A 24,500-nucleotide genomic window follows, 5' to 3' on the forward strand; every position below is an offset into this window, starting at 1 on the left:
TTTTCCGAAGCTGCCTCCTCAAATTAGGCGATGTCTGAAGCCTGTCAAAAATGTGTATATTGCAAAATATTAGGTAATCAGGACTCAAAGCGACGTTGTTGGTAGATCCAGTCCACAATTTCCCCATCGGGGCTATAGCCACTTACAGTTTCACGCAACAATTGGCGCACCCGCGCGTAGTCATCGCATTCAAGAGCTTTTATCAGCTCGGAAAGGCGAACCGTCAGTACATCCCAAGGAATGTGATCCTCGTTAGCGCTCATGATCATCGGATGCTGAGTAGCGACGACGTTATCGCCGATCAACAACTCTTCATACAATTTTTCACCCGGGCGCAGCCCCGAGAACTCGATAGAAATATCGCCATGAGGATTTTTCTCAGAACGTACACTGAATCCTGAGAGATGAATCATTTTCTCCGCGAGCTCAACAATTTTCACAGGCTCGCCCATGTCCAACACAAAAACATCGCCACCAAGCCCCATGGAACCAGCTTGAATCACTAACTGCGCCGCTTCTGGGATTGTCATGAAATAACGCGTGATCTTTGGATGTGTTACCGTCAGCGGCCCTCCAGATTTGATCTGCTTGTGAAACAACGGAATGACTGATCCGGAAGAGCCCAGCACATTTCCAAAGCGAACCATGGTAAATCGAGTCTTGTTGACACGTGACACATTGGATTTGTCGCCGAAAAGCACTGGAGCCAACTCGCGACTGAGAGCCTGTAATGTGAGCTCCGCTAGCCGCTTCGTGCTGCCCATAACATTGGTCGGCCGAACCGCTTTGTCGGTCGAGATCAAAACAAAGTTCGACACACCAGCTTGCAAGGCTGCCTGCGCGGTGTTCAGCGTTCCAATAACATTATTTAAAACACCTTCCGAAATGTTGTGCTCGACCATAGGAACATGTTTGTAGGCCGCTGCGTGGTATACGGTATCCACGCTCCAGGTTCTCATCACGTCCAGCAGTTTATTTGGATCCCGGACTGATCCGAGTATCGGCAGCAGGCGTACGGATAAGGATTCCTGCGTTACCCTAGGCTCAAGCTCAGATAAAATGCTGTACAGATTAAACTCGCTATGTTCGAAGAGCAGCAGAGTCGTTGGTTTGAGAAGCAATATCTGCCTGCAAAGCTCTGAACCAATTGAACCTCCCGCCCCAGTTACCAAAACTGTATGTCCGGCAATACAGTGCTCGAGTAATTCAGATTGAGCAGGAACTGGGTCACGTCCCAGCAAGTCAGCAATGTCTACTTCTTGAATGTCATCAACCTTGACCCTACCGCTTGCCAGGTCCATGAAACCTGGAACGCTACGTACGTGGAGGGGGAAGCCTTCGAGCAATGTCAGTATTTCACGGCGCCGCGCCCTTGAAGATGATGGGATCGCCAAAAGAATTTCCTGCGCACCGGTTGCATCAATGATTTTTTGAATGTGTCTGGGTTTGTAGACTTGGAGCCCTGCGATGATCCGATCAGCGATACTGTCATCGTCATCAATGAAGGCTACCGGCCGCATCATACGGCCCATCCGAAGCGCCGCTACGAGTTGATTACCCGCTGCCCCTGCTCCATATATCGCAACCTTAGGTAACCCATCATCCCGGTTTGTAAAAGGAACATGTTGTGCGGCGGTGAACCAGTCACCTAAAAAATATTGCCGCATCATCAACCGCAAACCGCCAACCATAATTAAGCTCAACCACCAGTAGTTGAACATAATAGAACGAGGTACCACAGAGGTGTGATTGCCATATAAGTAAACCAGTAGCGCCAGCAATAGTGCCGAGAGGCTGACGGCTTTACAAATGGCTATCAATGCATCGTTGCCCAGATAGCGCATGACAGCGCGATACATACCAAAACGGATAAAAATCGGGATCGCAACGAGTGGTGCTGAGATAAAAAGCCAAAGGTGAGTGTTGATCGGTGTCGCCATCACGTCTATACCAAGACGAACGGCAAATGCCATCCACAAAGCCATCCATACCAGAATGACATCTGCGCCTATCTGAATAGCACGCTTATGCCGCCTGGGCAGCCCGAGCATCGTGCTTCGCAAATTATCCAATAAAGGTTCTCGCACCTTACCTGCTCCTAAAACCAAATTTCCATGCTAACCATACATAGGTATCCAAGTGAAACCATCCACACACATTAAAGTGTAAAGCCGGTCATTAGGCCAGCGCCTCGCTCCTAGTTCAGTCAACCAAAAAGCCAGAAGGTTTCGATTTCGGGTCAGCCAGGTCAGCCAATGAGAATCGAGCATCGCTTCGCACCTGACTGCCAGATCATGGATGGTGTGGTGCATCGTACTCATGGTGTGAGATTGTGATACCCACAGCGAACCTCAAAAATCTTCCTTCTGACCCGCACGAAATTTCACAGCGAGCAAGAATAACGGGGTGTACGCAATGACCAACCCGAGGAAGCCATCTAAATCGAAGGCCACGACGAACCAGGCCCAAGGCAAAAGCCAGGCAAGATTTATGACAGATACCGTCAGTGTAACCGGAGCATGCCTTCCAACGAGACGCGAGGCGAATTGGTATGCATGGCTACGGTGCGCCTCGTAGACCTTCTCACCTCTAATCAAACGCCGAACGAGGGTGAAGCTAGCATCTACAATGAAGACTCCGAGCAGGATTAACCATGCCCATAGCAGGTTAGGGTGAGACCAACCTGCTTGTATTGCGAGTATCCCGAGGACGATACCAAGAAAACCACTTCCCGCATCCCCCATGAAAATTTTAGCGGGCGGTAGATTCCAGACTAAAAAACCGAATGCCGCTGACGCGAGCATTAATGGTTGCCAAACCAACCCTTCGTAATCGCTGCATATATATAGCAAACAGGCACCCAAGCATACTTGAACTGCCTCTGCACCCGCTAGACCATCGATACCATCCATAAAGTTATATAAATTAAGCATCCACACTAAGAAAACCGCACCTAGAATATAACCGAACCAATGCAGGTTGATACTTAAACCAAGAATATCGATCGGCGGCAATCCTTGTAACCAATACATCGACCACGCCGCTGCAAGGAAGTGGCCTAACAAGCGCCATCGAGCGGGGATGTGTCCGTGATCATCTATGAATCCAATGACCGCAATCAATGCACCTGATCCAACTATGGCAATGATGGGTGATAAATCTACTAATTGCGTGAAAGGGCCCACCAGAAGTGCTAAGAGAAAGGACAGGACAATAGCGACTCCGCCCCCACGAGGAGTAGGAAGCGTATGCGAACTTCTGCTATTAGGAATATCTATGATACTCCTCGACAGAGCGTAACGCCTTAAAACGCCGGTAAGAACCAGTGAAAGCAGAAAAATTGCAATGATTACAGAGATCATGAGAGTAGCCACTCCTAACTAAACTTCTGATTTGTTCGAGTAGGAACGCCCAGTTCGAGTCAATCCCTGTCGGGATGTCTCAATCGGCTGCCAGCCCAGCAGGATGCGACTTTTGGAGGAATCAACCACCAGTGAACCGCATAACTGTTTTATAATCGCGGACTTACCAAACACCGTAGCTGCCGTAGTCAACAATGCTGCCGGAACTGGCAACAAGAAAGATCGTCTAGACATACCTTCGCTTAATGATTTAAGAATCTCAGGAAGTGAAAGTGGTTCCGTATCTGCGATCAAAAAGGTTTCGTTCGCTGCGCGAGGGTGAGTCGCGGCTAGCGAGATAAAGCTCACGAGGTTCCTCAAACTAATCATACTTCGCTGATTTCGCACGCAACCAAAAGGAAGGGGGACACCCAAAGAAACCAACTTCAGAAGTCGATTGAAATTCCCTGGTGCATCGGCCGCGTAGACAAGGGGTGGACGAACAATCACCAACTCGCTTGCTGAGTTTTCAAAGAGCTTACATAACTCGATTTCAGCTTCATATTTTGATAGCGCGTAGTCGGCGGTCGGGGTACACACTGAGTCTTCGGTAAACGGAGCAGCAAACGTCTCAGATCCATTAACACCGATAGAGCTTATAAAAACGAAACGCTTGATACCTGCTGCAATACAGGATCTCGCAAACGTAATCGTTAAGTCTCTATTGACCGCGCGGAATTCGTCCAGCGGAGAAATGGCTCGATCATTAAGCTGATGCGCCCTCCCAGCTAGATGAATAACACAGTCACTGTTCATTAGCACACGAGATGTAGCAGGAATTACGTCTAGAGAAGACTCTACCAAGTGCACATTGGGCAAATTAATATTTTGCGTACGAGTCAACCCAGTGACGTCGAAACCAGCCTGACTTAAATATGCACATAACTCTTTTCCAACAAAACCACTGGCGCCTGTTACCAAGATCCTTTTCATGATTGGCTCGCTCCTATGATTTCGTCCATCCAACCTGCAAGCCTATATCGGTGATATATATTCGATGGAACAGGATAGTAAGGCTGAGTTAAAAAATCGGCGGGAATTTTTGGATCGAGTCTGTCGATAACGCAAATGTTTCTTTCATCGAAAAAATCGTAATCCACCACATTCTTATTCGTTGTAATCAGTTTTTTGCACGCACCTAAGGTTTCAAGGGTGCGCATCGTAAGCCCGGTCTGTTTAGGATGTTCGATATCTAGAATACATACCGATGAATTGAACACCGATTGAACCGTTTTTTTGTCGATCGAGTGGAAACTGAAATCAGATAGTTTAGAATTCAAAAAGGATGAGTTAGTAAAGCGATATAACCAAAAAACCCATTTTGCCTGCAAATAAAGAAAGAAGTATTTCCTAACGCCCACTTGTAAGACACGACTTACTCGCTGAACGACAGCAGCGCGATCAGTATGTGCAGTACCTACAAAGCTTATATCCCAGCAGATCCGAGCACTCTGGACATTTTCAAAGCCATTGGAAAAAAAGAGAGGACGAAAATTGAGAGAGTACTTAGAAGCATCCTCTTTATCAAAAGTAAATACATGATCGAAATACTTTAAACTGTCAACCGCGGACTTCCGATTTCCGAAAGAGTCCCACATGTACAGAATAAATATCGCGTCAACGAATTTTGCCCTCCACTTTGCCAGCGTCTGGTTGGAAAGCGTCTGACCGTTCACCACGAATACATAATCGTAAAAATCGGAGCCAAGATCATTCAGCTTGGTGAAGTAATATTTGTCCGCTGCTTTAATGACCATATTTCGATTAAGGCGAGTCATGGCTTTCATTGCGGGAGTATCGAATGGCCTGTCTAAAAGGAAGTCGACACTCGCGCCACGACGGATTAACTCGTCGCAAATTTCAGACTCATATCCAAAAAAGCGAGGAGCAACGAATAATATTTTTTTCCCTTGAAGAAGATATTTCAAAGTTAAGCTTTCCGACTACTCAAAATCTTTGCTGGAACGCCGCCAACAACCAAATCATCCGAAAAACTTTTCAGAACTACAGCATTGGCCGCGACCACAACACGGTCACCTAAGCTGAGACCCCCAAGTATTTTCGAACCTGCACCCAGGATGACATCATTGCCAACTACCGGTCTGTGCTCGGTATCGTAAGTAAAATCCAAATCCCTAGCACCTAAGGTGACGCCTTGATAGATGACTGCGTTCGAGCCTATGGAGAATGCTCCGATGACCGTACCGTGCGTGTGGGGAAAAAACAGTCCAGGACCGATCCGGCATGCAGTGGCAATTTCAATTCCGAACAATAAAAAATTGATCAGCGAAAAAAACTTGGCTAGTCGATGCATACCCTTCAAATAAAAACAATGCGATAACCGATAAAGTAAAACGGGCAAAAAGCGAGCTGAAAGCATGCTCAAGTACATCCCAATTCCTTTTCTTGGTCGATGATCTCCAAAAAGTTCGGATTGTCTAACGACGTCCGCTTTCAATAAGTACTTTATCTTCGCAGTCTGCCCATCGGTCATGATTACCCCTTAATTCATCAACTTTCTTGCACGCAGCTCTTTATTGGCCTGATCAAGCTTGTCTTCAGGTAACGGTTGGTCATTAACCCAGGTTGCGAAACGTTTTAGGCCGATGGCCAAGCTGATTTTTGGGGTAATGCCGAGTACACTTTTTAACTTGTCAATATCTGCATAGTTATGCCGAATATCGCCAATCCGATACTGACCGGTTACTACCACATTGGGCTCTCTGCCAAATGCCCGGGTCAACTCTTCAGCAACCGTTTTGACAGAAGTTGCGATGCCGCTACCCACGTTGATGACCTGTGATAACTGGCGTGGGGAGAGTATTCCCTGCAAAAATGCGTCGGTTACATCATCGACGTGCACAAAATCCCTGCTCTCCTCTCCGTCTTCGAAAAGTGGCAACGAACTGTTTCGGCGAATTTTCGTAGAGAAGATCGACAATATTCCCGTGTATGGATTATTTAACGACTGTCTCTCACCATATACATTCTGCAGTCTTAAAATCAAATAATCGATCCCCAACGCTTGGCTACCGATTCGTACCAGGTCCTCTTGCGCGTATTTGGTAGCAGCGTAAATCGAAGCAGGACGGATTGGATCATTCTCATTGGTAGCCACCAAGAGAAGTTCTTCACCTGTTTCTGAACAGCGTGGCTCCCAATGCTTCAGTTCAAGTTCCTCTGCCGTGCGCGGTGTTGGTGTGACACGACTATTGCCGAGAGCAGGATTAAGATAGGCCCCTTCTCCATAAACCGATCGGCTGGATGCGAGAAGAATCCTCTTCACACGATGACCTGTAGACTTTGACAACGCCTCAAACAGCAGTGCAGTGCCCTGAGAATTCACTTCATTGTATTTAGCCACTTCGTACATAGACTGTCCTGTGCCAGTCTCAGCCGCCAAATGAACGATGCTGTCAACTTCAGCTATTGCTTTAAACCAATCGGAAAGAGAAGTGACGCTCCCCCGGATGAATTCGATTCCGGATCGTTCAAGCCATTCCAGATCCTTGGGCAGAACCCCATGCACCTGTACCGACAATGGGTCGAAAACTTTAACTTTCATCCCAGAAGCTAAAATTTTCGGAATCAAATGCGATCCAATGAAACCCGCTCCACCGGTTACGAGTACTGTTTGAGCCTGCATAAAACTTCCTCTACGTTTACCAAGAGAATAACTGTGCCATTATTTACGAGAAAGCTTTGCGCTTACGCTAAACGCGTAGTATAGATACAAAAGCAAGCATATCGCAAACTGAAACAATGTTGGCAGCAGAAAAAACATGTCATAAAAAACTGAAAAAATGAGTATTTGAAATGCTACGGTATAAGCAAACAAGCCCCATGGGCGACCCTGTTTCGCTATGATATATATATAGCAACACACGAACTGCACCAAGCTGACAGTGAGAAATCCTCCCAAGGGCCCGAAATCAGAAACTGATCCAGCATATATGGTTGAAGTATTTAAATTAGCATCAACAAACTCGAACATATCATTCCGAGGATCCAAATCCAGGTAACTGCGCACCACTGATGGAAGCATATTTGACATCGAATAGGTGAAATTCCATGTCGGAATTACAGAGTCGATATTGTAGAAAAAATTGCTAAGTCCGGCTGTCAAATAAACGTAAAACCAAAGGAAGCCGCTCGGAAGCGTGCTGAAAATTTCCTTGGCGTTTTCATTAACGATATACGCGAAAGGGTTTTCCGTTTGCCTCATATCTCCAATCAGCCCAAATACAACAACCACCGCAAGAGCTCCGGCTATTATCATTCCGAATTTTCGGAGTGTCACTCTCGTCAGCAGCAACCATACACAAGTCATTTGAAGAAGGCCGCTTAACAGAATCCCCCTGCCCAACATTGCCACTGGCCAAGACAACAAAATTAGCGCCAAGAGCAACCATCTCTTCTGCTTTAACTTCAGCAGCAAGTAAGCTGCCATCGAAAGTGATTGCAGATACAGCGCATTCATCACCCCATGAAACGACGGGATTCCGAAATCCGTATACAACCTAACGTCACCTGTATACCTCCAATAAAGTGGAAACCCTCGCCCCACGTAAATCTCAACTGCTGTGCCGATCGCCCACATAAAGATACAAAACTTCAAAAACCGACGTACAATTGCTATATATAATTCGTCTCTGCAAACTACAGGCCTTAACGCACGCCCACCTGTTAACAACATATATATCAGACCGATGCCTAACAAATTCAGAACAATAACAAACATCCCGATTACAGGCACAGGTACTAAATTCGATGTTAAACCCAGTAGATAAAGTAAAAGAACGAACAACCATGTTCCAACATAAATCAAGACTGGGTTAATCATCAGATATTCCGCTTTAAAAAATTTTTCATGGCCAACAGTGGGCCATTGATCACTGATAGCAACATTGGACTGGACAGAACCCTGATTAGTGCCTTGGAGACCAATCGTTTAGGCCCAGATGAATATCTTAATAAATACGGCTGTAAAGACGTTATTTTCTGAACATTTTTTTTAGTCACTTGCCTGAAAAGCTCTCCGAGAACATATCGATATCCACCACGCTGACATGCTTTTTGCAGTTTTTCGTCGTCAGGATATCGATTGCTGATCACTGTCAGCGCATTCAAGGACTCATCAAGCAGTTCGTAGGAACGGTCACTCGCGCCAAATCCATGTTTACGGTAGCGACCATAAATACCCGGAAGCTCTTTAATCTTCCCATTCATTGCAACTTCAATAGAGAAGATCCAATCCGAGACAACCGGAAAAGCCGGATCGAAGCCATGCTCAGGGCAGGCTGATCTTCTTACCATCACCGATGACGCACCTGGAATTCCACCCTTGGCTATAAGATCGTAGACATCCGATATTTGCTCGTTTTTCGTGGAGTTTGTTGTAAATAACACCTCGTCGGTCTGGTGCTGGAAAATCTCAATTGGGTGATAAGAAATTGAAACTTCGGGATCAACGAATAACGCCGCCTGAGCCGATATCTTACCAGGAAGAAACAAGTCATCGCCCCCTAACACCGCGATTAATTCACCCGTGCTAGCGAAGAAGGCAACATTCGAATTCCCGGTGATTCCGAGATTAGATTTATTATAAATACCTACAACCTTCCCTGGGTGATCAAGCTCATACTTCTTAATCACCGCTGCTGTACCATCGGTTGAGGCGTCATCCGCGACGACGATTTCGATATTCGAGTAATCCTGCGCCAACACACTATCGATAGTCGCTGAAATCAAATCTTCTTGATTATAGGTAAATATTATTACCGAAACCTTAGGTTGGTACATCAATCACCTCAATTTCATAATCATTTGTCATTCAACATCGGATAGGTCGCATACCCAACCACCACCCAATAAACAACATAAATAGCTGTATGGGCCATGGCTACACCGATTGACCCGAACCAATTGGTAAAAAGAAAAGCCAGACCGACGAAACCAAACGCATAAACCAATTCCGCTATGACGTAGAGTTTATACATGGCTTTACCTAACATCAAATACGCCAGAAGCCAACCACCAATCTTCAACGTATCTCCAATCATTTGCCAGGCAAAAAAGTCTCTCATGGGGGAAAAGTTGGCGGCAAATAGCAGCGTGATTATGAAATCTCGTAATACATAAATTATGATACTACCGACTATGACCGCGGGAATAATTAGTTTATAGCTCTGCAGAATCTCCGATCTTAATTCACTTTTGTTATCTATTTCCGAAAGACGTGGAAGAAGATACACGCTCAAGGTCGTTGTAACGAACATGAGGTACGCTGCACTTAATCGCCACATTGCCTCCCAATAGCCCGCCTCCTGCAAGCCAAATTTTTCGCTAAGATGACTACGGATGATGATCTGAGCCAAGGGTGCGCATATTGCGGACGTTAACGCCATCAGAACAAATTTCCCGAGATTTGTTGCTATGACTTTGTCTACAGCTCCGTAAAAGTTCTTTACAGCGAACCAATCTGTCCCCTTGCAAACCAACACCGTGGCAAGAAACGCTGCCGCTTGATAAGTAGCCAACGCAATTAATGCGCCGTACAAACCATATACCACCGCCAAAACACAGGTAATTAAGAGCGCAAACAAGCTCCCGGCAATATTAGCTATAACGTACCCCCGTATTTCTTTCTTACCGTTTAGAATAGCAAGAAACAGAGAATTCAACGTGAGCATGAGCAGCGTTGACGCCAAGCAAACAAATACGAATTTGTACTCAACACCCCCCAGAAAATATAACGCAAGGGGGGAACTAAACAGTGCTACAAATATCCCGGTAACGATTGATCCAAAAATCGTAATGGTACCCGCAGTGCGCCAAAGAGCGACAAGTGATTTAGCATCTCCAGCATGTTCAGCAGTATATTTCGTGACACCGGTATTGATAGCACCGCTGGCAAACACCGTAATCATTTGAACAGCATTCTGAAACTGTCCTACAGTCGCGTATCCCACAGGCCCAACATAAATGGCGAGCACCTTATTTATTCCGAGCAGCGTCAGCATCTTTACGAGCACAGCGATTCCGTTCCACAGGCTAGTGCGAAGAAGCGTCATTATCATTCACGTCCGACAAAACTATTACATACATCGATTACCTTATATGCATCATCGAGACTCATAAGTGGGCTCAATGGTAGACTTATCACTTCCTCATGCAGCTTTTCCGTGAGCGGTAGAGAAATATGCTTATACTCCGAATACGCTAATTGTTTATGAGGCGGGATCGGATAATGAATTAAGGTTTGTACACCGCTTTCATGCAAATGCTTTTGAAACGCGCTTCGTTCTCGGGTTCTTAATACAAACAAATGCCAGACATGAGCCTTATTATTTAAAATATCGCTACTTCTGCCCATGGGTAAAACCAACGCTTCATTCACAATATTTTTGATATACAAGTCTGCAATAGTCCGTCGGTGATCGGTCTCCGAATCCAGATACTTCAGCTTGACTGAAAGCATGGCTGCCTGTATTTCATCCAAACGGCTGTTTAGCCCTTTGTAGATATTTAGATATTTCTCATGAGACCCGTAATTTCTCAGAGCTTTGATAGTCTTAATTAACTCGGAATCGCTAGCGCTAATCGCACCAGCATCTCCGAGAGCCCCAAGATTTTTACCCGGATAAAAACTAAAAGCGCCGGCATCTCCCCAAGCACCTGCTCGAAGCCCCTCCAGACTCGCACCATGTGCTTGGGCACAATCCTCTAATATGAGTAAACCGTGCTTCCGCGCAAGCTCTAGAATTGCTGGCATATCGCAGAGCTGGCCATAAAGATGCACCGGCAATATTGCCTTAGTACGGGATGTAATTGCAGCTTCGGCGTTCTCAACGCATATATTGTAAGTATTCTTGTTCGGTTCGATCAGCACTGGGGTGAGCTGATTTTCAGTTATAGCAAGAATACTTGCGATATACGTATTCGCCGGTACCAAGACTTCATCACCGTCTCGCAAACGACCAAGTAGCTTCCAGGCCCTGAGCGTTAAAATAAGGGCATCAAGTCCATTGGCAACGCCAAGCGAGCTGCTCGTTCCAACATAATCGCTGAAACTCTTCTCAAATTTATCTAACAATTGGCCTTGGATATACCATCCTGAATCAATAACTTGAGTTGCGGCTTCTATCAACTCGTCTCGATGTTGAGCATTTATAGCTTGCAGATCTAAAAACTTAATCATGCCACGACCCCCATGATCCTTGACTCTTCCAACGACAAGTAATCAGACAATGATTTATTGGTATAGTCCCTCAAAGAGAGATTCGCACCGCGCTCGATTAACATTTTGAACTGGTCTGTATTATTATTTTTCAATGCCCAATCCTTCGCGTACATCAGCACTGTCGTCCCCTTGTAATTTCGGCCATTTATATCAGCGCCCTCATCCAATAAAAATTTAATTAGGTCAGAATGACCGTGGTACGCTGCGACCATCAATAACGTCCACGATTTATCATTCCGATCATTGATATTGACGATGTTATGGATAAGACGGCGAGTAACTGGTAGATAGCCCAATGTGACAGACTCGAAAACCTGGTGGTGTTTGTCTTTGAATAACCGCAAGTCGTAATCAATTGTAGAAACTGTTGTGTAAAGCTCATGCGTCTCTAAAATTGTCCCTGGTCGCGCGGTTGAACCAGTGGCAAGAATCTCATAATTGCAATATACCTCGCCGTTCCATGAAGGCATCTGATAATTTCTAAATGCAAAAGCTTTCAGGAAGCGTCCAATTTGCCAAGCGGTTTGATAGAAGTTAAAGTTTAGCTTCGCAAAGTCTATGGATGTTTTTGAAAAGTAACTAGACCCTTTCGCTTCTTGATTTTCAGAAACCACGTCACCAGAAATAATGGAACTTATATTTTTATCGAGCAGGGCAATAGCATTGTCAATATACTTTAAATACAGATCTTTAGAAGAGTCACTTTCTACAAGGTCGAAAAAGATCTGGTCAACAATTTCGCCAGTGTCAATGCCTGCGTCAATACGATGGAGGGTAACCGCAGACCGCTCATCCCCGTGAAGGATCGGCCAAATCGATGTATACATCCCTTTGTAAGAGGGTAACGCCGAAAAATGTATATTGAATATCTTTGAAGCGTCGCGAAATCGCGCGGGCTTTACTATTCGATCAAACTCGAGCGAAATGAAAACGTCCGCTGCTTGTTCAGCCAGTTCAAGAGAAATGATCTTAACGCCCAATTCTTCGCTTTTTTTTCTGAACGACAGCTGCCAACCATCTATTCCGTCATCGGTAGCATTTAATACAACAGCGATATCTGAAACAGGAAACCTGTTAAGCAGTACGTTCAGCGCATGTACCGCGATGTTGTTCTTACCTGCTATGACTATCATGTTTCAACGCTTCCATAAATTTCTGATAATCCCTTATGTAATCATTCTCGTCATATAGATCGCTCGCAAGGACGAGAAGCACGCAGTCCGGAGAAAAAGAATGCATCTCATGCCAAATCATCTTTTCTATCATTATCACTTTATCAGGAGAATCCAGCCAAACGCTTTCCTCCGTACTGCCATCGTCTAGCTTCATTAGGCAACGGCCAGAAACACACACTGCTACTTGGATTAACTCTTTATGGGCATGAAAACCTCGGGGCACACCTTCGAGGGTACCAGTAAGGTAATAGGCTCTTTTTATCTCAAAAGGAACGTTTATATTATTTTCCAGGACAACCAGTTGCCCTCGTTCATCTCCAAGCGTTTTAATATCTAAAAATTTTATTAAACTCATAAGCGTTCCAATTAAACCTTACCATTTTTCGAGTGGATCCCTACGTTGGTATTTCGAAATGGCCAAGCGTCAACTACAACTGCAGCCAGAAAAATCCAATATAGGTGCTGAAGATCCCACCGATGTCGATTCTTGGCTGTAATTTGCTCGACAATGTGCGCGTGCATTACCAACATTTCTCAGCGATTTCACATGTCGTGCCAACCCATCCAAGGCTTGCGGTGGCGCCACCCTCCTGAATTTTCTGTGATTTTGTGTAAAAACTGCTTGCTTGTCCCCCTTCAGCCAACGCCGTAGCATCAGCGGGCTTCCAATCAAGGGTGAGTATTTGGATCACCTTGATGATTCAGCAGAAAACACAGCAGCAAAAGCCTGTCCGCAGCTCTTCCTGATCTCGCTCGGGTAGGTGAATGCGTGATTGAGCTGATTCATCCACCTCCAGGACTGCGTCTCCACTCGTCGAGTTGAGCGAATGCGAGGCGACATTATCTCTTAACTGGCAACGCAATGTTATTAGATTTTTCGCAAGGTTCAGCCCCGGCCCGCCCAATTTCCGGCCTCATACCAACGCATCGCGCCAGAACCCTGCTCAAATCGAGTCCCAGTAATTTCACTCGTGGCGATCTTTCAGTGCCCATCGCAAGCTCCCGGTTCAATTGAGAATGCTTGTCGTTGAATCAAGGTGCTTCTCGGAGGCGCCGGAAATTTATCCTAAAACCCTGTGAAAACAACATGTATCGCGAGCGAATTTATATCAGGATTTTTCGACACGCTGCAGCGTCTGCCATTATGCACCTTGATATGAGATACAGAGCAAAAAAAAGGGGCTGATGCCTGCCGCAAAATTAGCGGTCCCCCTCTTACTAAAAAATTTCAGCACTCACCATTGCAGGGCGCGACTGGAAATCTATGGGGTACATTTGACGTGACAACAATCTCACCGCCTGTGTTTTCCCAGAAAATATAGCGCACTAACGGTCAGCGCACCGAGCATCAAGCCTAAAATTCCGCCCATCGCGATAAACAGGCCCCGCTTCGAACTGATCCGACTGTCTGGTACATAAACCGCTCCGTCTTGGCGATACACCGAAACTTTCGATTCATCAATAGCTACATGATTAAGGGAACTAAGTTTAGCTTGCAGTGGACGCAATCCAGCAATAAATGGATCATCTGAAACCCGTTGTTTCAGATTTCTTATTTCCGCTTCGATTGCCTCACTTCCGCGCATATAAAGCGCGGGGCCGTCAGCCCCTGTTCGTACCTCTGCGACAGTGTTGCCACTAGAAACCAAAGGACGTTTGAGATTTATCATTTTTGCAATATTCAAGGCCTCGCCGAGAATTAGAATCTGGTCCTCGCGTTGCCCTATTGCTGCCTCTCGGAGGCGATTGATCTGCTCAGAAATATCGCGTATGTTCATCTGAGCTTCACCAGAAGCATTGGTGATTATTTCCTTTTTTGATTCGCTATCAGCGCGATCAACGTAGGCGCGCACCCAATAAGATGCCTCTGTCGGGCTCGACCCCCGAAAGGAGATAGAATAACGATCCTGATCCTTACCTAATACCAGGACCGTCAGTTGCCTCGAAAAATGCTGATAAAGCCGATCTTTAGGTGCCTTTTTCTCTTCGTCGGACAATCTGGGAAAGAAAACCTCATTGAAAAATGCTCGCCGCTGAGACTCATCCATCAGCTTGTGCCCGAACACATCCGACACATCCTTAACCTTATAAGGATTTAGATCCGTTCCAGGCCCTCGGCCAGAGTTCAGAGCAACCAAACCACTTTCAGTCGGCGGCAGCGTGAGGATTTTAGCTTCATATACAGGCTTTAACTTAAATGCGTAAAGCGAGACCGCGGATGTCACTAAAACAGCGATGCCGACGATTAGCCATTTTTTTGCCCATAAAGCCCGAATTAGAGCAAAAATATCAATAGCTTCATCTTGCAGATCATTCCGCATATGCTGCTGCATGAAAAAATACGTCCCTGATTGAGAAGATTTTAGAATTTTAGTCTAATTACATAAAACGTTGGAAAGTGCGGCCACGCCGAAGCGCAACACACGATTTAATTTAGCCCACATCAGAGATTCCGCTTACGCATGACGGTATATAAAGTAAAAAACGGGCCTAAGACCAATCCAGTGAGCATACTGATGACGAGAAACAAGGAGATGGGTAAGTGAGGTGTAGACCACCCAAGAAAAGACACGCTGACAGGAGTGGGATTCTCAAGCATAAAAACCAACGTTGCCACAGCGACAATCAACATTGAAGCTAACGAAATTGCGAGCTTCAGCCTCCGCCGAGTCCGCTTTCCTCCTACCAAGGTGCTCAATCATCTTCCTCCTCATTGACGCGGTCTCTTAACTCCTTCCCTGGCTTGAAATGCGGCACAAATTTCCCATCAAGACTCACCGACTGCCCAGTCTTCGGATTCCGCCCCACTCGCGGCGCACGGTAGTGCAACGAAAAGCTGCCAAACCCCCGAATCTCTATCCGATCCCCAGTCGCCAGGCACTGTGACATCTGTTCAAGCATAGTCTTGATAGCCAACTCCACATCCTTGGATGAGAGCAACCCTTGATGGGTGACTATTCGCTCGATCAACTCCGACTTCGTCATATTTTTCCCTTCTTTTTCAAGCAGCTAGGAAAATCGCTTCAAAAGGTTTTAGCATGACCAGCGGTATTTGAACAGCCCAAATAAGCGGGCACAATTATCAGCCATATAACGTTACATTTTAACCAGCGCCAGCGACTCAATCATTCGCTATCTGCACATCACCAGCATTGTTCGCGTGACGAACCCTGCGGGATTGAAGCCGAATGGATACGCATCTTCGTCCTTGGCATCATCGGATCTGGCGATGACCTTGTAACCAGCTCCCTTGCACTCCTTCGTAGCTCGGTTACGGCACTTCTCCCACCCGGAGCCCAACCCTGAGCAGTCGACCTCGATACCGCTTACCCCACGTACTGCGTGGGTCTTGGCGCTCGTCGTGCACCCCACCAGGACGAGCACCGCAATTACGATAATGAGCTTGTTCATTGCCTTCCTTAGGCCTGGCACGACACCTGACCGCTGCTTTCGGTATAGAGCATAGACGCCAATAAGCGGTTGATCCAATTAAAGAAAGAGACAACCGTGCGAGTCATTTGGTTTCAAGCACCAAATCCCGCCCACAAAAAAGGGCGACCGAAGTCGCCCTTTTTCACAGAAAGTCAGAACTTAGTTCTGTTTTTCCGCTTGTGCAGCACGCAGCAGGTCACCCAGGGTGGTGGCTACTGGAGCATCCGAAGCTACTGGCTTGTCGCGCAGGCTCTGGATGGCTTCTTTCTCGTCTTCCACGTCTTTCGACTTGATCGACAGCTGGATTACGCGGCTCTTGCGGTCAACGCTGATGATCTTGGCTTCTACTTCTTCGCCTTCTTTCAGAACGTTGCGCGCGTCTTCAACGCGGTCACGGCTGATTTCGGAGGCTTTCAGAGTCGCTTCGATATCGTCGGCCAGAACGATGATGGCGCCTTTGGCGTCAACTTCTTTCACAGTGCCTTTAACGATGGCGCCTTTGTCGTTAACCGAGACGTACTCGGAGAACGGATCGCTTTCCAGTTGCTTGATACCCAGGGAGATGCGCTCGCGCTCTGGGTCAACCGACAGGATAACGGTGTCCAGCTCGTCGCCCTTCTTGAAGCGGCGAACGGCTTCTTCGCCCACTTCGTTCCAGGAGATGTCGGACAGGTGAACCAGACCGTCGATGCCGCCGTCCAGACCAATGAAGATACCGAAATCGGTGATCGACTTGATGGTGCCGGAGATTTTATCGCCCTTGTTGAACTGGCCAGAGAAGTCTTCCCATGGGTTGGACTTGCACTGTTTGATGCCGAGGGAGATACGACGACGCTCTTCGTCGATGTCCAGAACCATGACTTCCACTTCGTCGCCGACTTGTACGACTTTCGAAGGGTGGATGTTCTTGTTGGTCCAGTCCATTTCCGAAACGTGTACCAGACCTTCAACGCCCTCTTCCAGCTCAGCGAAGCAGCCGTAGTCGGTCAGGTTGGTTACACGAGCGGTAACGCGAGTGCTTTCTGGGTAACGGGCTTTGATAGCAACCCATGGATCTTCGCCCAGTTGCTTCAGGCCCAGGGAAACACGATTGCGCTCGCGATCGTACTTCAGAACCTTGACATCGATCTCGTCGCCAACGTTGACGATTTCGGAAGGATGCTTGATGCGTTTCCAAGCCATGTCGGTAATGTGCAGCAGGCCATCGACGCCACCCAGATCGACGAATGCGCCGTAATCGGTGAGGTTCTTGACGATACCTTTGACTTGTTGGCCTTCCTGCAGGGATTCCAGCAGAGCTTCACGCTCGGCGGAGTTCTCGGCTTCGAGGACGCTGCGACGGGAAACGACAACGTTGTTGCGCTTCTGGTCCAGCTTGATGACCTTGAATTCCAGCTCTTTGCCTTCCAGGTGCGTGGTGTCGCGCACTGGACGGACGTCAACCAGAGAACCTGGCAGGAACGCACGGATGCCGTTAACGTCGACAGTGAAGCCGCCTTTAACCTTACCGTTGATAACGCCCTTGACCACTTCTTCGGCTGCGAAGGCTGCTTCCAGAACAATCCAGCATTCAGCGCGCTTGGCTTTTTCACGGGACAGCTTGGTTTCACCAAAGCCGTCTTCAACCGAGTCCAGAGCAACGTGAACTTCGTCACCGACATTGATAGTCAGATCGCCAGCGTCGTTGTAGAACTGCTCAAGCGGGATGAGTGCTTCAGACTTCAGGCCAGCGTGAACGGTTACCCAGCGAGCTTGGTAATCGATATCAACGATAACACCGGTGATGATGGAGCCAGCCTGAAGGTTCAGGGTTTTTAGGCTTTCTTCAAAGAGTTCCGCAAAGCTTTCGCTCATTTTAATTCCTGTAGATAAGGGCGAAGAATACGCCCATTTCCGCATCCCAGACGATGTGGGTTGGTTTCATTTAAAAGAAGCGCCGCAGGACTATGACTGGTCCCCTGTGGCCCTCTTGGTCACCCGGCGATATCGCGAAGCGCGATCTCACTCATGATGCGTTCCAGCACCTGATCGATGGACAATTCCGTGGAATCCAGCTGAATGGCGTCGGCCGCCGGCTTGAGCGGGGCTACCGCTCGCTGGGTGTCGCGCTCATCGCGCGCACGTATCTCATCTAGCAGACTCGACAGACTAACACCATCGACTTTTCCCTTCAACTGCAAGTATCGACGGCGCGCGCGCTCCTCGGCACTGGCAGTGAGGAAAATCTTCAGTGGCGCGTCCGGAAAAACCACCGTCCCCATGTCGCGGCCATCGGCCACCAGGCCGGGTGCTTCCTGAAATGCACGCTGACGCTGCAGCAACGCCTCACGCACGGCGGGCAAAGCCGCCACCTGGGAAGCACCGGAACCGACGCTCTCCGTACGGATCACATCGCTGACTTCGTCGCCTTCCAGAATGATGCGTTGCAACTGACCGTCGGTCGCCGCGATGAATTGCACATCCAGATGAGCGGCGAGTTTCTTCAGCAACTCTTCGTTGGTCAGGTCCACGCCATGGTTATGCGCGGCAAAGGCCAGCAAACGGTAAAGCGCACCGGAATCCAGCAGGTTCCAGCCCAGGCGCTTGGCCAGGATCCCGGCGACTGTGCCCTTGCCAGAGCCGCTTGGCCCATCGATGGTGATGACCGGTGCGATGTTTTTCACGACTGAGCCTCTTGTGCAACACGGATACCGACCTGGGCACACAGCGCCAGGAAATTCGGGAACGAAGTCGCGACGTTGGCGCAATCATGGATCCGGATCGGTGCGGTAGCGCGCAGTGAAGCCACGCTGAACGCCATGGCGATCCGGTGATCGCCGTGACCGTGCACTTCGCCGCCGCCGATCGAGCCGCCGTCGATGATAATGCCGTCCGGCGTCGGTTCGCACTTGACGCCCAGCGCCAGCAAGCCATCGGCCATTACCTGGATCCGGTCGGACTCCTTGACGCGTAGCTCCTCAGCGCCACGCAGCACGGTGCGCCCTTCGGCACAGGCTGCGGCCACGAACAGCACCGGGAACTCGTCAATGGCCAATGGCACCAGCGCTTCGGGAATCTCGATACCCTTGAGTTTAGCTGCACGCACGCGCAAGTCCGCCACTGGCTCGCCACCGACTTCACGCTGGTTTTCCAGGGTGATGTCCGCCCCCATGAGGCGCAGGATGTCGATCACGCCGGTGCGGGTCGGGTTGATTCCGACGTGCTCGAGCACCAGCTCGGAACCCTCGGCGATCGACGCCGCCACCAGGAAGAACGCCGAAGACGAGATGTCGCCTGGCACTTCAATGTGCGTGGCCGTCAGCTTGTGCCCGGACTCCACCGACGCCGTCGCACCGTCGACGCTGACCGGGCAACCGAAACCACGCAGCATGCGCTCGGTGTGGTCGCGAGTCGGTGCAGGCTCGGTCACGGTGGTCTTGCCTTCGGCGTACAGGCCCGCCAGCAGCAGGCAGGACTTAACCTGGGCGCTGGCCATCGGCATGGTGTAGGTCAGGCCTTTGAGCGCGTGGCCGCCACGAATGGTCATCGGTGGGCGACCTTCCGCAGCGGTCTCGATCACGGCGCCCATTTCACGCAGCGGATTGGCCACACGATTCATCGGACGCTTGGACAGCGACGCATCGCCGGTCAGGGTGCTGTCGAAATTCTGCGCAGCCAGCAGGCCGGACAGCAGGCGCATCGAAGTACCGGAGTTGCCCAGGTAGATCGGGCCCGGCGCTGGTTTCAAGCCATGCAGGCCGACGCCGTGGATGGTCACGCGACCATGGTGCGGCCCTTCGATCACGACGCCCATGTCACGGAAAGCCTGCAAGGTCGCCAGGGCGTCTTCACCCTCGAGGAAGCCCTCGACTTCGGTCACGCCTTCAGCCAGTGAGCCCAGCATGATCGAGCGGTGGGAAATCGATTTGTCGCCCGGTACACGAATCCGCCCAGTCAGGCGGCCACCCGGTTGTCCCAGGAAAATCAGGTCGTTGGAGTTCATAGCGTCCACATAAGCCCGGCGGGCCAGGATTTTACTGAAATGTTCGCGGGCAACCCGGGCGCGAGTGAAGACGCCCAACAACTGGTGCCCATCCCCTGCATCGACCGCGTCGCGCAAGGCGTCGAGGTCGCTGCGAAATGTATCGAGTGTGCGCAGGACAGCTTCGCGGTTGGCGAGGAAGATGTCATGCCACATGACCGGGTCACTCCCCGCGATTCTCGTGAAATCGCGGAAACCGCCGGCAGCGTAGCGGAAGATCTCCAGGTTTTCATTGCGCTTGGCCAACGAATCAACCAGGCCGAACGCCAGCAGGTGCGGCAGGTGACTGGTCGCTGCCAGGACTTCGTCGTGACGCTCGACCTGCATGTGCTCGACATCGGCGCCCAGTTCACGCCACAAGCGGTCAACCAGCGCCAGCGCCGTCGGATCGGTTTGCGCAAGCGGGGTCAGGATCACCTTGTGACGACGGAACAATTCGCCGTTGGAAGCCTCGACCCCGCTCTGCTCGGAACCGGCGATCGGATGACCCGGCACGAAATTCGCCGGCATGCCACCAAATGCTTCAGTGGCCGCGCGCACGACGTTACCCTTGGCACTGCCGACATCGGTCAGAATCGCCCGCCCCAGATCCACGCCGGCCAGGCGGCCCAGCAGCTTCTCCATGGCCAGGATCGGAACGGCCAACTGAATCACGTCGGCGCCCTGGCAAGCTCGCACCAGGTCCTCTTCACAACGGTCGACCACGCCCAATTCAACCGCGAGCTTGCGCGATTGCGGATCGAGGTCGACACCGACCACTTCGCGGCAAAGACCGCTTTCACGCAGGCCCTTGGCGAACGAACCGCCGATCAAGCCCAGACCGACCACCACCAGGCGACCGATCACAGGCTCGGCAGATTGCGCTGCGGTGACATCAACCACGAGCCAGGACCTTGGTCAGCGCCTCGAGGAAGCGGCTGTTTTCCGCCGGCAGGCCGATGGTGACGCGCAGGTGGTTCGGCATGCCGTAGTTGGCCACCGGGCGCACAATCACACCTTCGCGCAACAGGCCCTGGAACACCGGAGCCGCCACACGCCCCAGGTCGACGCAGATAAAGTTGCCCTTGGAGGGGATCCAGCTCAGCCCCAACTCACGGAAGCCTGCCTCAAGCTGCTGCATGCCGGCTTCGTTCAGACGGCGGCTTTCAGCCAGGTACGCTTCGTCCTGCAACGCGGCACACGCGGCGGCCAGGGCCAGGCTGTTGACGTTGAACGGCTGACGCACACGGTTCAGTACATCGGCGACGACCGCAGTGGACAAGCCATACCCCACGCGCAACGACGCCAGGCCATAGGCCTTGGAGAAGGTGCGCGACACCAGCAGGTTCGGGTAAGCCGCCAGGAAGTCGAGGCCGTCCGGCAGGTCGCTGCCCTCGGCGTACTCGATGTAGGCCTCGTCCAGCACCACCAGCACATGCTCCGGCACGTCCTGCAGGAATTCGTCCAGCGCCTCGGCGTCGAACCAGGTCCCGGTCGGGTTGTTCGGGTTGGCGATGAAGACCACGCGGGTATCGGCGTCGATCGCGGCCAGCATGGCCGGCAGATCGTGACCCCAGTTTTTCGCCGGAATCACCTTGGCCGTGGCGCCGACGGCCTGTGTGGCGATCGGATAGACGGCGAACGCATGTTCACTGAACACGGCGTTGAGGCCCGGCGCCAGGTAAGCGCGGGCGACCAGTTCCAGGATGTCGTTGGAACCGTTGCCCAGCGTCACCTGATTCAGCTCGACGCGGCATTGCTCGGCCAGCAGTGTCTTGAGCGCAAAACCGTTGCCGTCCGGGTAGCGGGTCAGCTCGGCCAGCTCATCGCGAATCGCGGCCAGCGCCTTTGGGCTGGCGCCCAATGGGTTTTCGTTGCTCGCCAGTTTGACGATGCTCGCCGGATCGATGTCCAGTTCGCGGGCCAGTTCATCCACAGGCTTGCCCGGGACGTAAGGCGACAGTTGTTGCACGCCCGGCTGCGCCAGGGCGAGGAAGTTGCCACTCATTTTGCTACCCCTTAGAGAACGGCTTTCGGGTAGGAACCCAACACTTTAAGTGCCACTGCTTCCTGACTGATTTTTTCCAACACGCCCTTGACCAGCGGGTCACGGTGGTGACCGACGAAGTCGATAAAGAACACGTAGGTCCATTTACCGCTGCGCGAAGGGCGCGTCTCGATGCGGGTCAAGTCGATGCCATTGTCGTGGAACGGCACCAGCAACTCGTGAAGCGCACCGGGTTTGTTGCTCATGGAAACGATGATCGAGGTCTTGTCGTCGCCGGTGGGTGGTACTTCCTGATTACCGATCATCAGGAATCGCGTGGAGTTGTCCGGGCGATCCTCGATTTTCTCGGCCAGGCGGGTCAAGCCGTACAGACCAGCGGCCATGTCACCGGCAATCGCCGCCGAGTTCCACTCCCCTTTCACCCGCTTGGCGGCTTCGGCGTTGCTCGACACCGCCACGCGCTCGACATTCGGGTAGTGTGCATCCAGCCACTTGCGGCACTGGGCCAGCGACTGGGCATGGGAGTAAATGCGGCTGATGCTGTCGGTCTTGGTGTTTTCACCGACCAACAGGTGGTGGTGAATGCGCAGTTCGACTTCGCCACAGATGACCATGTCGTGTTCGAGGAAGCTGTCGAGGGTGTGGTTGACCGCGCCCTCGGTGGAGTTTTCCACCGGGACCACGCCAAAGTTCACCGCTCCGGCTGCCACTTCACGGAACACTTCGTCGATCGCCGCCATCGGCTTGCTGATGACAGCATGGCCGAAGTGTTTCATGGCGGCTGCCTGGGTGAAGGTGCCTTCCGGGCCGAGGTACGCCACTTTCAGCGGCTGCTCGAGGGCCAGGCACGAGGACATGATTTCGCGAAACAGCCGCGCCATCTCTTCGTTGCCCAACGGCCCCTGGTTGCGCTCCATCACCCGCTTGAGCACCTGAGCTTCACGCTCGGGACGATAGAACACCGGCACTTCGCCTTCAGCCAGCGAAGCCATCTTTACTCGCGCAACTTCCTGGGCGCAGCGTGCGCGCTCGCTGATCAGCTCCAGGACCTTGAGGTCCAGGGCGTCGATGCGAACGCGCAGTGCCTTGAGTTCTTGCTCAGACATCAGCCGTGTTCCTTCTCGAACTCTGCCATGTACGAAACCAGTGCGTTGATCGCAACGATGTCGACGGCGTTATAGATGGAGGCGCGCATGCCGCCCACGGAGCGGTGGCCCTTGAGGTTCAACAGGCCGCGCGCTTCGGCGCCCGCCAGGAATGGCTTGTCGAGGCGATCGTCGGCCAGACGGAACGGCACGTTCATCCAGGAGCGGTCGGACTGGTTGATCGGGTTGTTGTACAAGCCGCTGGCGTCGATGAAGTCGTACAGCGTGCGCTGCTTCACGTCATTGAGCTTGCCGATGGCTTCGACGCCACCCTGCTCTTTCAGCCATTCGAACACCAGGCCGGACAGGTACCAGGCCAGGGTTGGCGGGGTGTTGTACATCGAGCCGTTATCGGCCGCGACCTTGTAGTCGAGCATGGTCGGGCACAGTGCACGGGCCTTGCCCAGCAAGTCCTCGCGAACGATGTTGACGACGATACCGCTCGGGCCGATGTTCTTCTGGGCGCCGGCGTAGATCATGCCGAAGCGCGAAACGTCGACCGGACGCGAAAGAATATCGGAAGACATGTCGGCCACCAGCGGCACGTCACCGGTTTGCGGGATCCACTGGAATTCCAGGCCGCCGATGGTTTCGTTCGGCGCGTAGTGAACGTAGGCCGCGTCTTTGGACAGGTTCCACTCGTTCTGACCAGGAATCGCGAAGTAATCATAAGGCTTGGCGGTAGCCGCGACGTTGACATGGCCGTAGCGCGAAGCTTCTTCGATGGCTTTCTGCGACCAGATACCGGTGTCGATGTAGTCGGCCGAGCCGCCTTCGGGCAACAGGTTCAGCGGGATCTGAGCGAACTGCTGGCTGGCGCCACCTTGCAGGAACAGCACTTTATAGTTCGAAGGGATATTCAGCAGATCACGCAGATCCTGCTCGGCCTTGGTCGCAATGGACACGAACTCATCGCTGCGATGGCTCATTTCCATGACGGACAGGCCCTTGCCGTGCCAATCCAGGAGTTCTTCCTGGGCGCGCTTCAGGACCGCTTCGGGAAGTGCCGCAGGACCGGCACAGAAGTTAAAGGCTCTCTTGCTCACATCCAATCTCGCTCTGATTTGGTAGGTCGACACGAATGTGGGAGCGGGCTT

General features: G+C 50.9%; 22 protein-coding genes. All 22 read right to left on the bottom strand.

Annotation, left to right across the window (positions count from 1 at the left end; genetic code table 11):
- Window positions 1–77: 77 nt before the first annotated feature.
- The 22 genes from QIW53_RS06265 to serC all read right to left on the bottom strand — a co-directional run bounded on the left by QIW53_RS06265 (window position 78) and on the right by serC (window position 24,449).
- Entirely contained in the window at window positions 78–2,051 is a 1,974-nt protein-coding gene (locus tag QIW53_RS06265) for a polysaccharide biosynthesis protein (RefSeq protein WP_371049073.1), read from the bottom strand.
- Between the two features lie 300 nt (window positions 2,052–2,351).
- Window positions 2,352–3,362, bottom strand: a complete 1,011-nt coding sequence (locus tag QIW53_RS06270; protein WP_371048776.1) for an MraY family glycosyltransferase — start codon at window positions 3,360–3,362, stop codon at window positions 2,352–2,354.
- Between the two features lie 18 nt (window positions 3,363–3,380).
- Entirely contained in the window at window positions 3,381–4,334 is a 954-nt protein-coding gene (locus tag QIW53_RS06275) for an NAD-dependent epimerase/dehydratase family protein (RefSeq protein WP_371048777.1), read from the bottom strand.
- The gene (locus tag QIW53_RS06280) at window positions 4,331–5,329 is read right to left on the bottom strand and encodes a hypothetical protein (protein WP_371048778.1); all 999 of its coding nucleotides are present in this window, start codon (window positions 5,327–5,329) and stop codon (window positions 4,331–4,333) included. The genes QIW53_RS06275 and QIW53_RS06280 overlap by 4 nt, the downstream gene beginning before the upstream one ends.
- A 2-nt stretch (window positions 5,330–5,331) precedes the next feature.
- A complete protein-coding gene (locus QIW53_RS06285; protein ID WP_371048779.1) occupies window positions 5,332–5,895 on the bottom strand; it encodes a serine O-acetyltransferase in 564 nt (187 codons plus the stop codon).
- Between the two features lie 9 nt (window positions 5,896–5,904).
- Window positions 5,905–7,047, bottom strand: a complete 1,143-nt coding sequence (locus tag QIW53_RS06290; protein ID WP_371048780.1) for an NAD-dependent epimerase/dehydratase family protein — start codon at window positions 7,045–7,047, stop codon at window positions 5,905–5,907.
- 39 nt (window positions 7,048–7,086) lie between these two features.
- Complete coding sequence (locus QIW53_RS06295; protein WP_371048781.1) at window positions 7,087–8,244, bottom strand: O-antigen polymerase; 1,158 nt, start codon at window positions 8,242–8,244, stop codon at window positions 7,087–7,089.
- Complete coding sequence (locus QIW53_RS06300; protein WP_371048783.1) at window positions 8,244–9,203, bottom strand: glycosyltransferase family 2 protein; 960 nt, start codon at window positions 9,201–9,203, stop codon at window positions 8,244–8,246. The genes QIW53_RS06295 and QIW53_RS06300 overlap by 1 nt, the downstream gene beginning before the upstream one ends.
- Window positions 9,204–9,223: 20 nt before the next feature.
- Complete coding sequence (locus QIW53_RS06305) at window positions 9,224–10,474, bottom strand: O-antigen translocase (RefSeq protein WP_371048785.1); 1,251 nt, start codon at window positions 10,472–10,474, stop codon at window positions 9,224–9,226.
- A gap of 2 nt (window positions 10,475–10,476) precedes the next feature.
- Window positions 10,477–11,601, bottom strand: coding sequence for a DegT/DnrJ/EryC1/StrS family aminotransferase (locus tag QIW53_RS06310; RefSeq protein WP_371048786.1), 1,125 nt, complete (start codon window positions 11,599–11,601; stop codon window positions 10,477–10,479).
- Window positions 11,598–12,776 (bottom strand): ankyrin repeat domain-containing protein, encoded by a 1,179-nt coding sequence (locus tag QIW53_RS06315; protein WP_371048787.1) that lies wholly within the window; start codon window positions 12,774–12,776, stop codon window positions 11,598–11,600. Before QIW53_RS06315 ends, QIW53_RS06310 begins: the two co-directional genes overlap by 4 nt.
- Window positions 12,757–13,173: a sugar 3,4-ketoisomerase gene (locus QIW53_RS06320; protein ID WP_371048788.1), complete on the bottom strand. Its 417-nt coding sequence runs from the start codon at window positions 13,171–13,173 to the stop codon at window positions 12,757–12,759. The genes QIW53_RS06315 and QIW53_RS06320 overlap by 20 nt, the downstream gene beginning before the upstream one ends.
- A 937-nt stretch (window positions 13,174–14,110) precedes the next feature.
- Complete coding sequence (locus QIW53_RS06325) at window positions 14,111–15,151, bottom strand: LPS O-antigen chain length determinant protein WzzB (protein WP_371048789.1); 1,041 nt, start codon at window positions 15,149–15,151, stop codon at window positions 14,111–14,113.
- A gap of 110 nt (window positions 15,152–15,261) precedes the next feature.
- Window positions 15,262–15,450, bottom strand: a complete 189-nt coding sequence (locus QIW53_RS06330; protein ID WP_371049074.1) for a lipopolysaccharide assembly protein LapA domain-containing protein — start codon at window positions 15,448–15,450, stop codon at window positions 15,262–15,264.
- Between the two features lie 62 nt (window positions 15,451–15,512).
- On the bottom strand, window positions 15,513–15,803 hold the full coding sequence (gene ihfB, locus QIW53_RS06335; protein ID WP_371048790.1) for an integration host factor subunit beta: 291 nt from the start codon (window positions 15,801–15,803) through the stop codon (window positions 15,513–15,515).
- 147 nt (window positions 15,804–15,950) lie between these two features.
- Entirely contained in the window at window positions 15,951–16,229 is a 279-nt protein-coding gene (locus QIW53_RS06340) for a hypothetical protein (protein WP_371048791.1), read from the bottom strand.
- Between the two features lie 180 nt (window positions 16,230–16,409).
- Window positions 16,410–18,104, bottom strand: a complete 1,695-nt coding sequence (rpsA, locus tag QIW53_RS06345) for a 30S ribosomal protein S1 (RefSeq protein WP_371048792.1) — start codon at window positions 18,102–18,104, stop codon at window positions 16,410–16,412.
- A gap of 119 nt (window positions 18,105–18,223) precedes the next feature.
- The gene (gene cmk / locus QIW53_RS06350; RefSeq protein ID WP_192302015.1) at window positions 18,224–18,913 is read right to left on the bottom strand and encodes a (d)CMP kinase; all 690 of its coding nucleotides are present in this window, start codon (window positions 18,911–18,913) and stop codon (window positions 18,224–18,226) included.
- The gene (locus QIW53_RS06355; RefSeq protein ID WP_371049076.1) at window positions 18,910–21,117 is read right to left on the bottom strand and encodes a bifunctional prephenate dehydrogenase/3-phosphoshikimate 1-carboxyvinyltransferase; all 2,208 of its coding nucleotides are present in this window, start codon (window positions 21,115–21,117) and stop codon (window positions 18,910–18,912) included. Before QIW53_RS06355 ends, cmk begins: the two co-directional genes overlap by 4 nt.
- 28 nt (window positions 21,118–21,145) lie before the next feature.
- On the bottom strand, window positions 21,146–22,258 hold the full coding sequence (gene hisC / locus QIW53_RS06360) for a histidinol-phosphate transaminase (protein WP_371048794.1): 1,113 nt from the start codon (window positions 22,256–22,258) through the stop codon (window positions 21,146–21,148).
- Window positions 22,259–22,269: 11 nt separating this feature from the next.
- Window positions 22,270–23,364 (bottom strand): prephenate dehydratase, encoded by a 1,095-nt coding sequence (pheA, locus tag QIW53_RS06365; RefSeq protein ID WP_192302018.1) that lies wholly within the window; start codon window positions 23,362–23,364, stop codon window positions 22,270–22,272.
- Window positions 23,364–24,449 carry a 3-phosphoserine/phosphohydroxythreonine transaminase gene (serC, locus tag QIW53_RS06370; RefSeq protein WP_371048795.1) on the bottom strand — a complete coding sequence of 362 codons (1,086 nt, stop codon included), beginning with the start codon at window positions 24,447–24,449 and terminating at the stop codon, window positions 23,364–23,366. The genes pheA and serC overlap by 1 nt, the downstream gene beginning before the upstream one ends.
- Between the last annotated feature and the right edge of the window lie 51 nt (window positions 24,450–24,500).

Source organism: Pseudomonas fluorescens (assembly GCF_041354075.1).
Taxonomy (GTDB): domain Bacteria; phylum Pseudomonadota; class Gammaproteobacteria; order Pseudomonadales; family Pseudomonadaceae; genus Aquipseudomonas; species Aquipseudomonas fluorescens_CE.

Excerpts from the sequence above, each read along its gene's own strand:
- QIW53_RS06295 (WP_371048781.1), bottom strand. The coding sequence starts at position 8,244 with ATGATTAACCCAGTCTTGATTTATGTTGGAACATGGTTGTTCGTTCTT.
- QIW53_RS06290 (WP_371048780.1), bottom strand. The coding sequence starts at position 7,047 with ATGCAGGCTCAAACAGTACTCGTAACCGGTGGAGCGGGTTTCATTGGA.
- QIW53_RS06325 (WP_371048789.1), bottom strand. The coding sequence starts at position 15,151 with ATGCAGCAGCATATGCGGAATGATCTGCAAGATGAAGCTATTGATATT.
- QIW53_RS06305 (WP_371048785.1), bottom strand. The coding sequence starts at position 10,474 with ATGACGCTTCTTCGCACTAGCCTGTGGAACGGAATCGCTGTGCTCGTA.
- QIW53_RS06285 (WP_371048779.1), bottom strand. The coding sequence starts at position 5,895 with ATGACCGATGGGCAGACTGCGAAGATAAAGTACTTATTGAAAGCGGAC.
- QIW53_RS06320 (WP_371048788.1), bottom strand. The coding sequence starts at position 13,173 with ATGAGTTTAATAAAATTTTTAGATATTAAAACGCTTGGAGATGAACGA.
- QIW53_RS06270 (WP_371048776.1), bottom strand. The coding sequence starts at position 3,362 with ATGATCTCTGTAATCATTGCAATTTTTCTGCTTTCACTGGTTCTTACC.
- rpsA (WP_371048792.1), bottom strand. The coding sequence starts at position 18,104 with ATGAGCGAAAGCTTTGCGGAACTCTTTGAAGAAAGCCTAAAAACCCTG.
- QIW53_RS06275 (WP_371048777.1), bottom strand. The coding sequence starts at position 4,334 with ATGAAAAGGATCTTGGTAACAGGCGCCAGTGGTTTTGTTGGAAAAGAG.
- QIW53_RS06330 (WP_371049074.1), bottom strand. The coding sequence starts at position 15,450 with ATGTTGATTGTCGCTGTGGCAACGTTGGTTTTTATGCTTGAGAATCCC.
- pheA (WP_192302018.1), bottom strand. The coding sequence starts at position 23,364 with ATGTCTGAGCAAGAACTCAAGGCACTGCGCGTTCGCATCGACGCCCTG.
- QIW53_RS06300 (WP_371048783.1), bottom strand. The coding sequence starts at position 9,203 with ATGTACCAACCTAAGGTTTCGGTAATAATATTTACCTATAATCAAGAA.
- ihfB (WP_371048790.1), bottom strand. The coding sequence starts at position 15,803 with ATGACGAAGTCGGAGTTGATCGAGCGAATAGTCACCCATCAAGGGTTG.
- hisC (WP_371048794.1), bottom strand. The coding sequence starts at position 22,258 with ATGAGTGGCAACTTCCTCGCCCTGGCGCAGCCGGGCGTGCAACAACTG.
- QIW53_RS06340 (WP_371048791.1), bottom strand. The coding sequence starts at position 16,229 with ATGAACAAGCTCATTATCGTAATTGCGGTGCTCGTCCTGGTGGGGTGC.
- QIW53_RS06315 (WP_371048787.1), bottom strand. The coding sequence starts at position 12,776 with ATGATAGTCATAGCAGGTAAGAACAACATCGCGGTACATGCGCTGAAC.
- QIW53_RS06265 (WP_371049073.1), bottom strand. The coding sequence starts at position 2,051 with ATGCTCGGGCTGCCCAGGCGGCATAAGCGTGCTATTCAGATAGGCGCA.
- QIW53_RS06310 (WP_371048786.1), bottom strand. The coding sequence starts at position 11,601 with ATGATTAAGTTTTTAGATCTGCAAGCTATAAATGCTCAACATCGAGAC.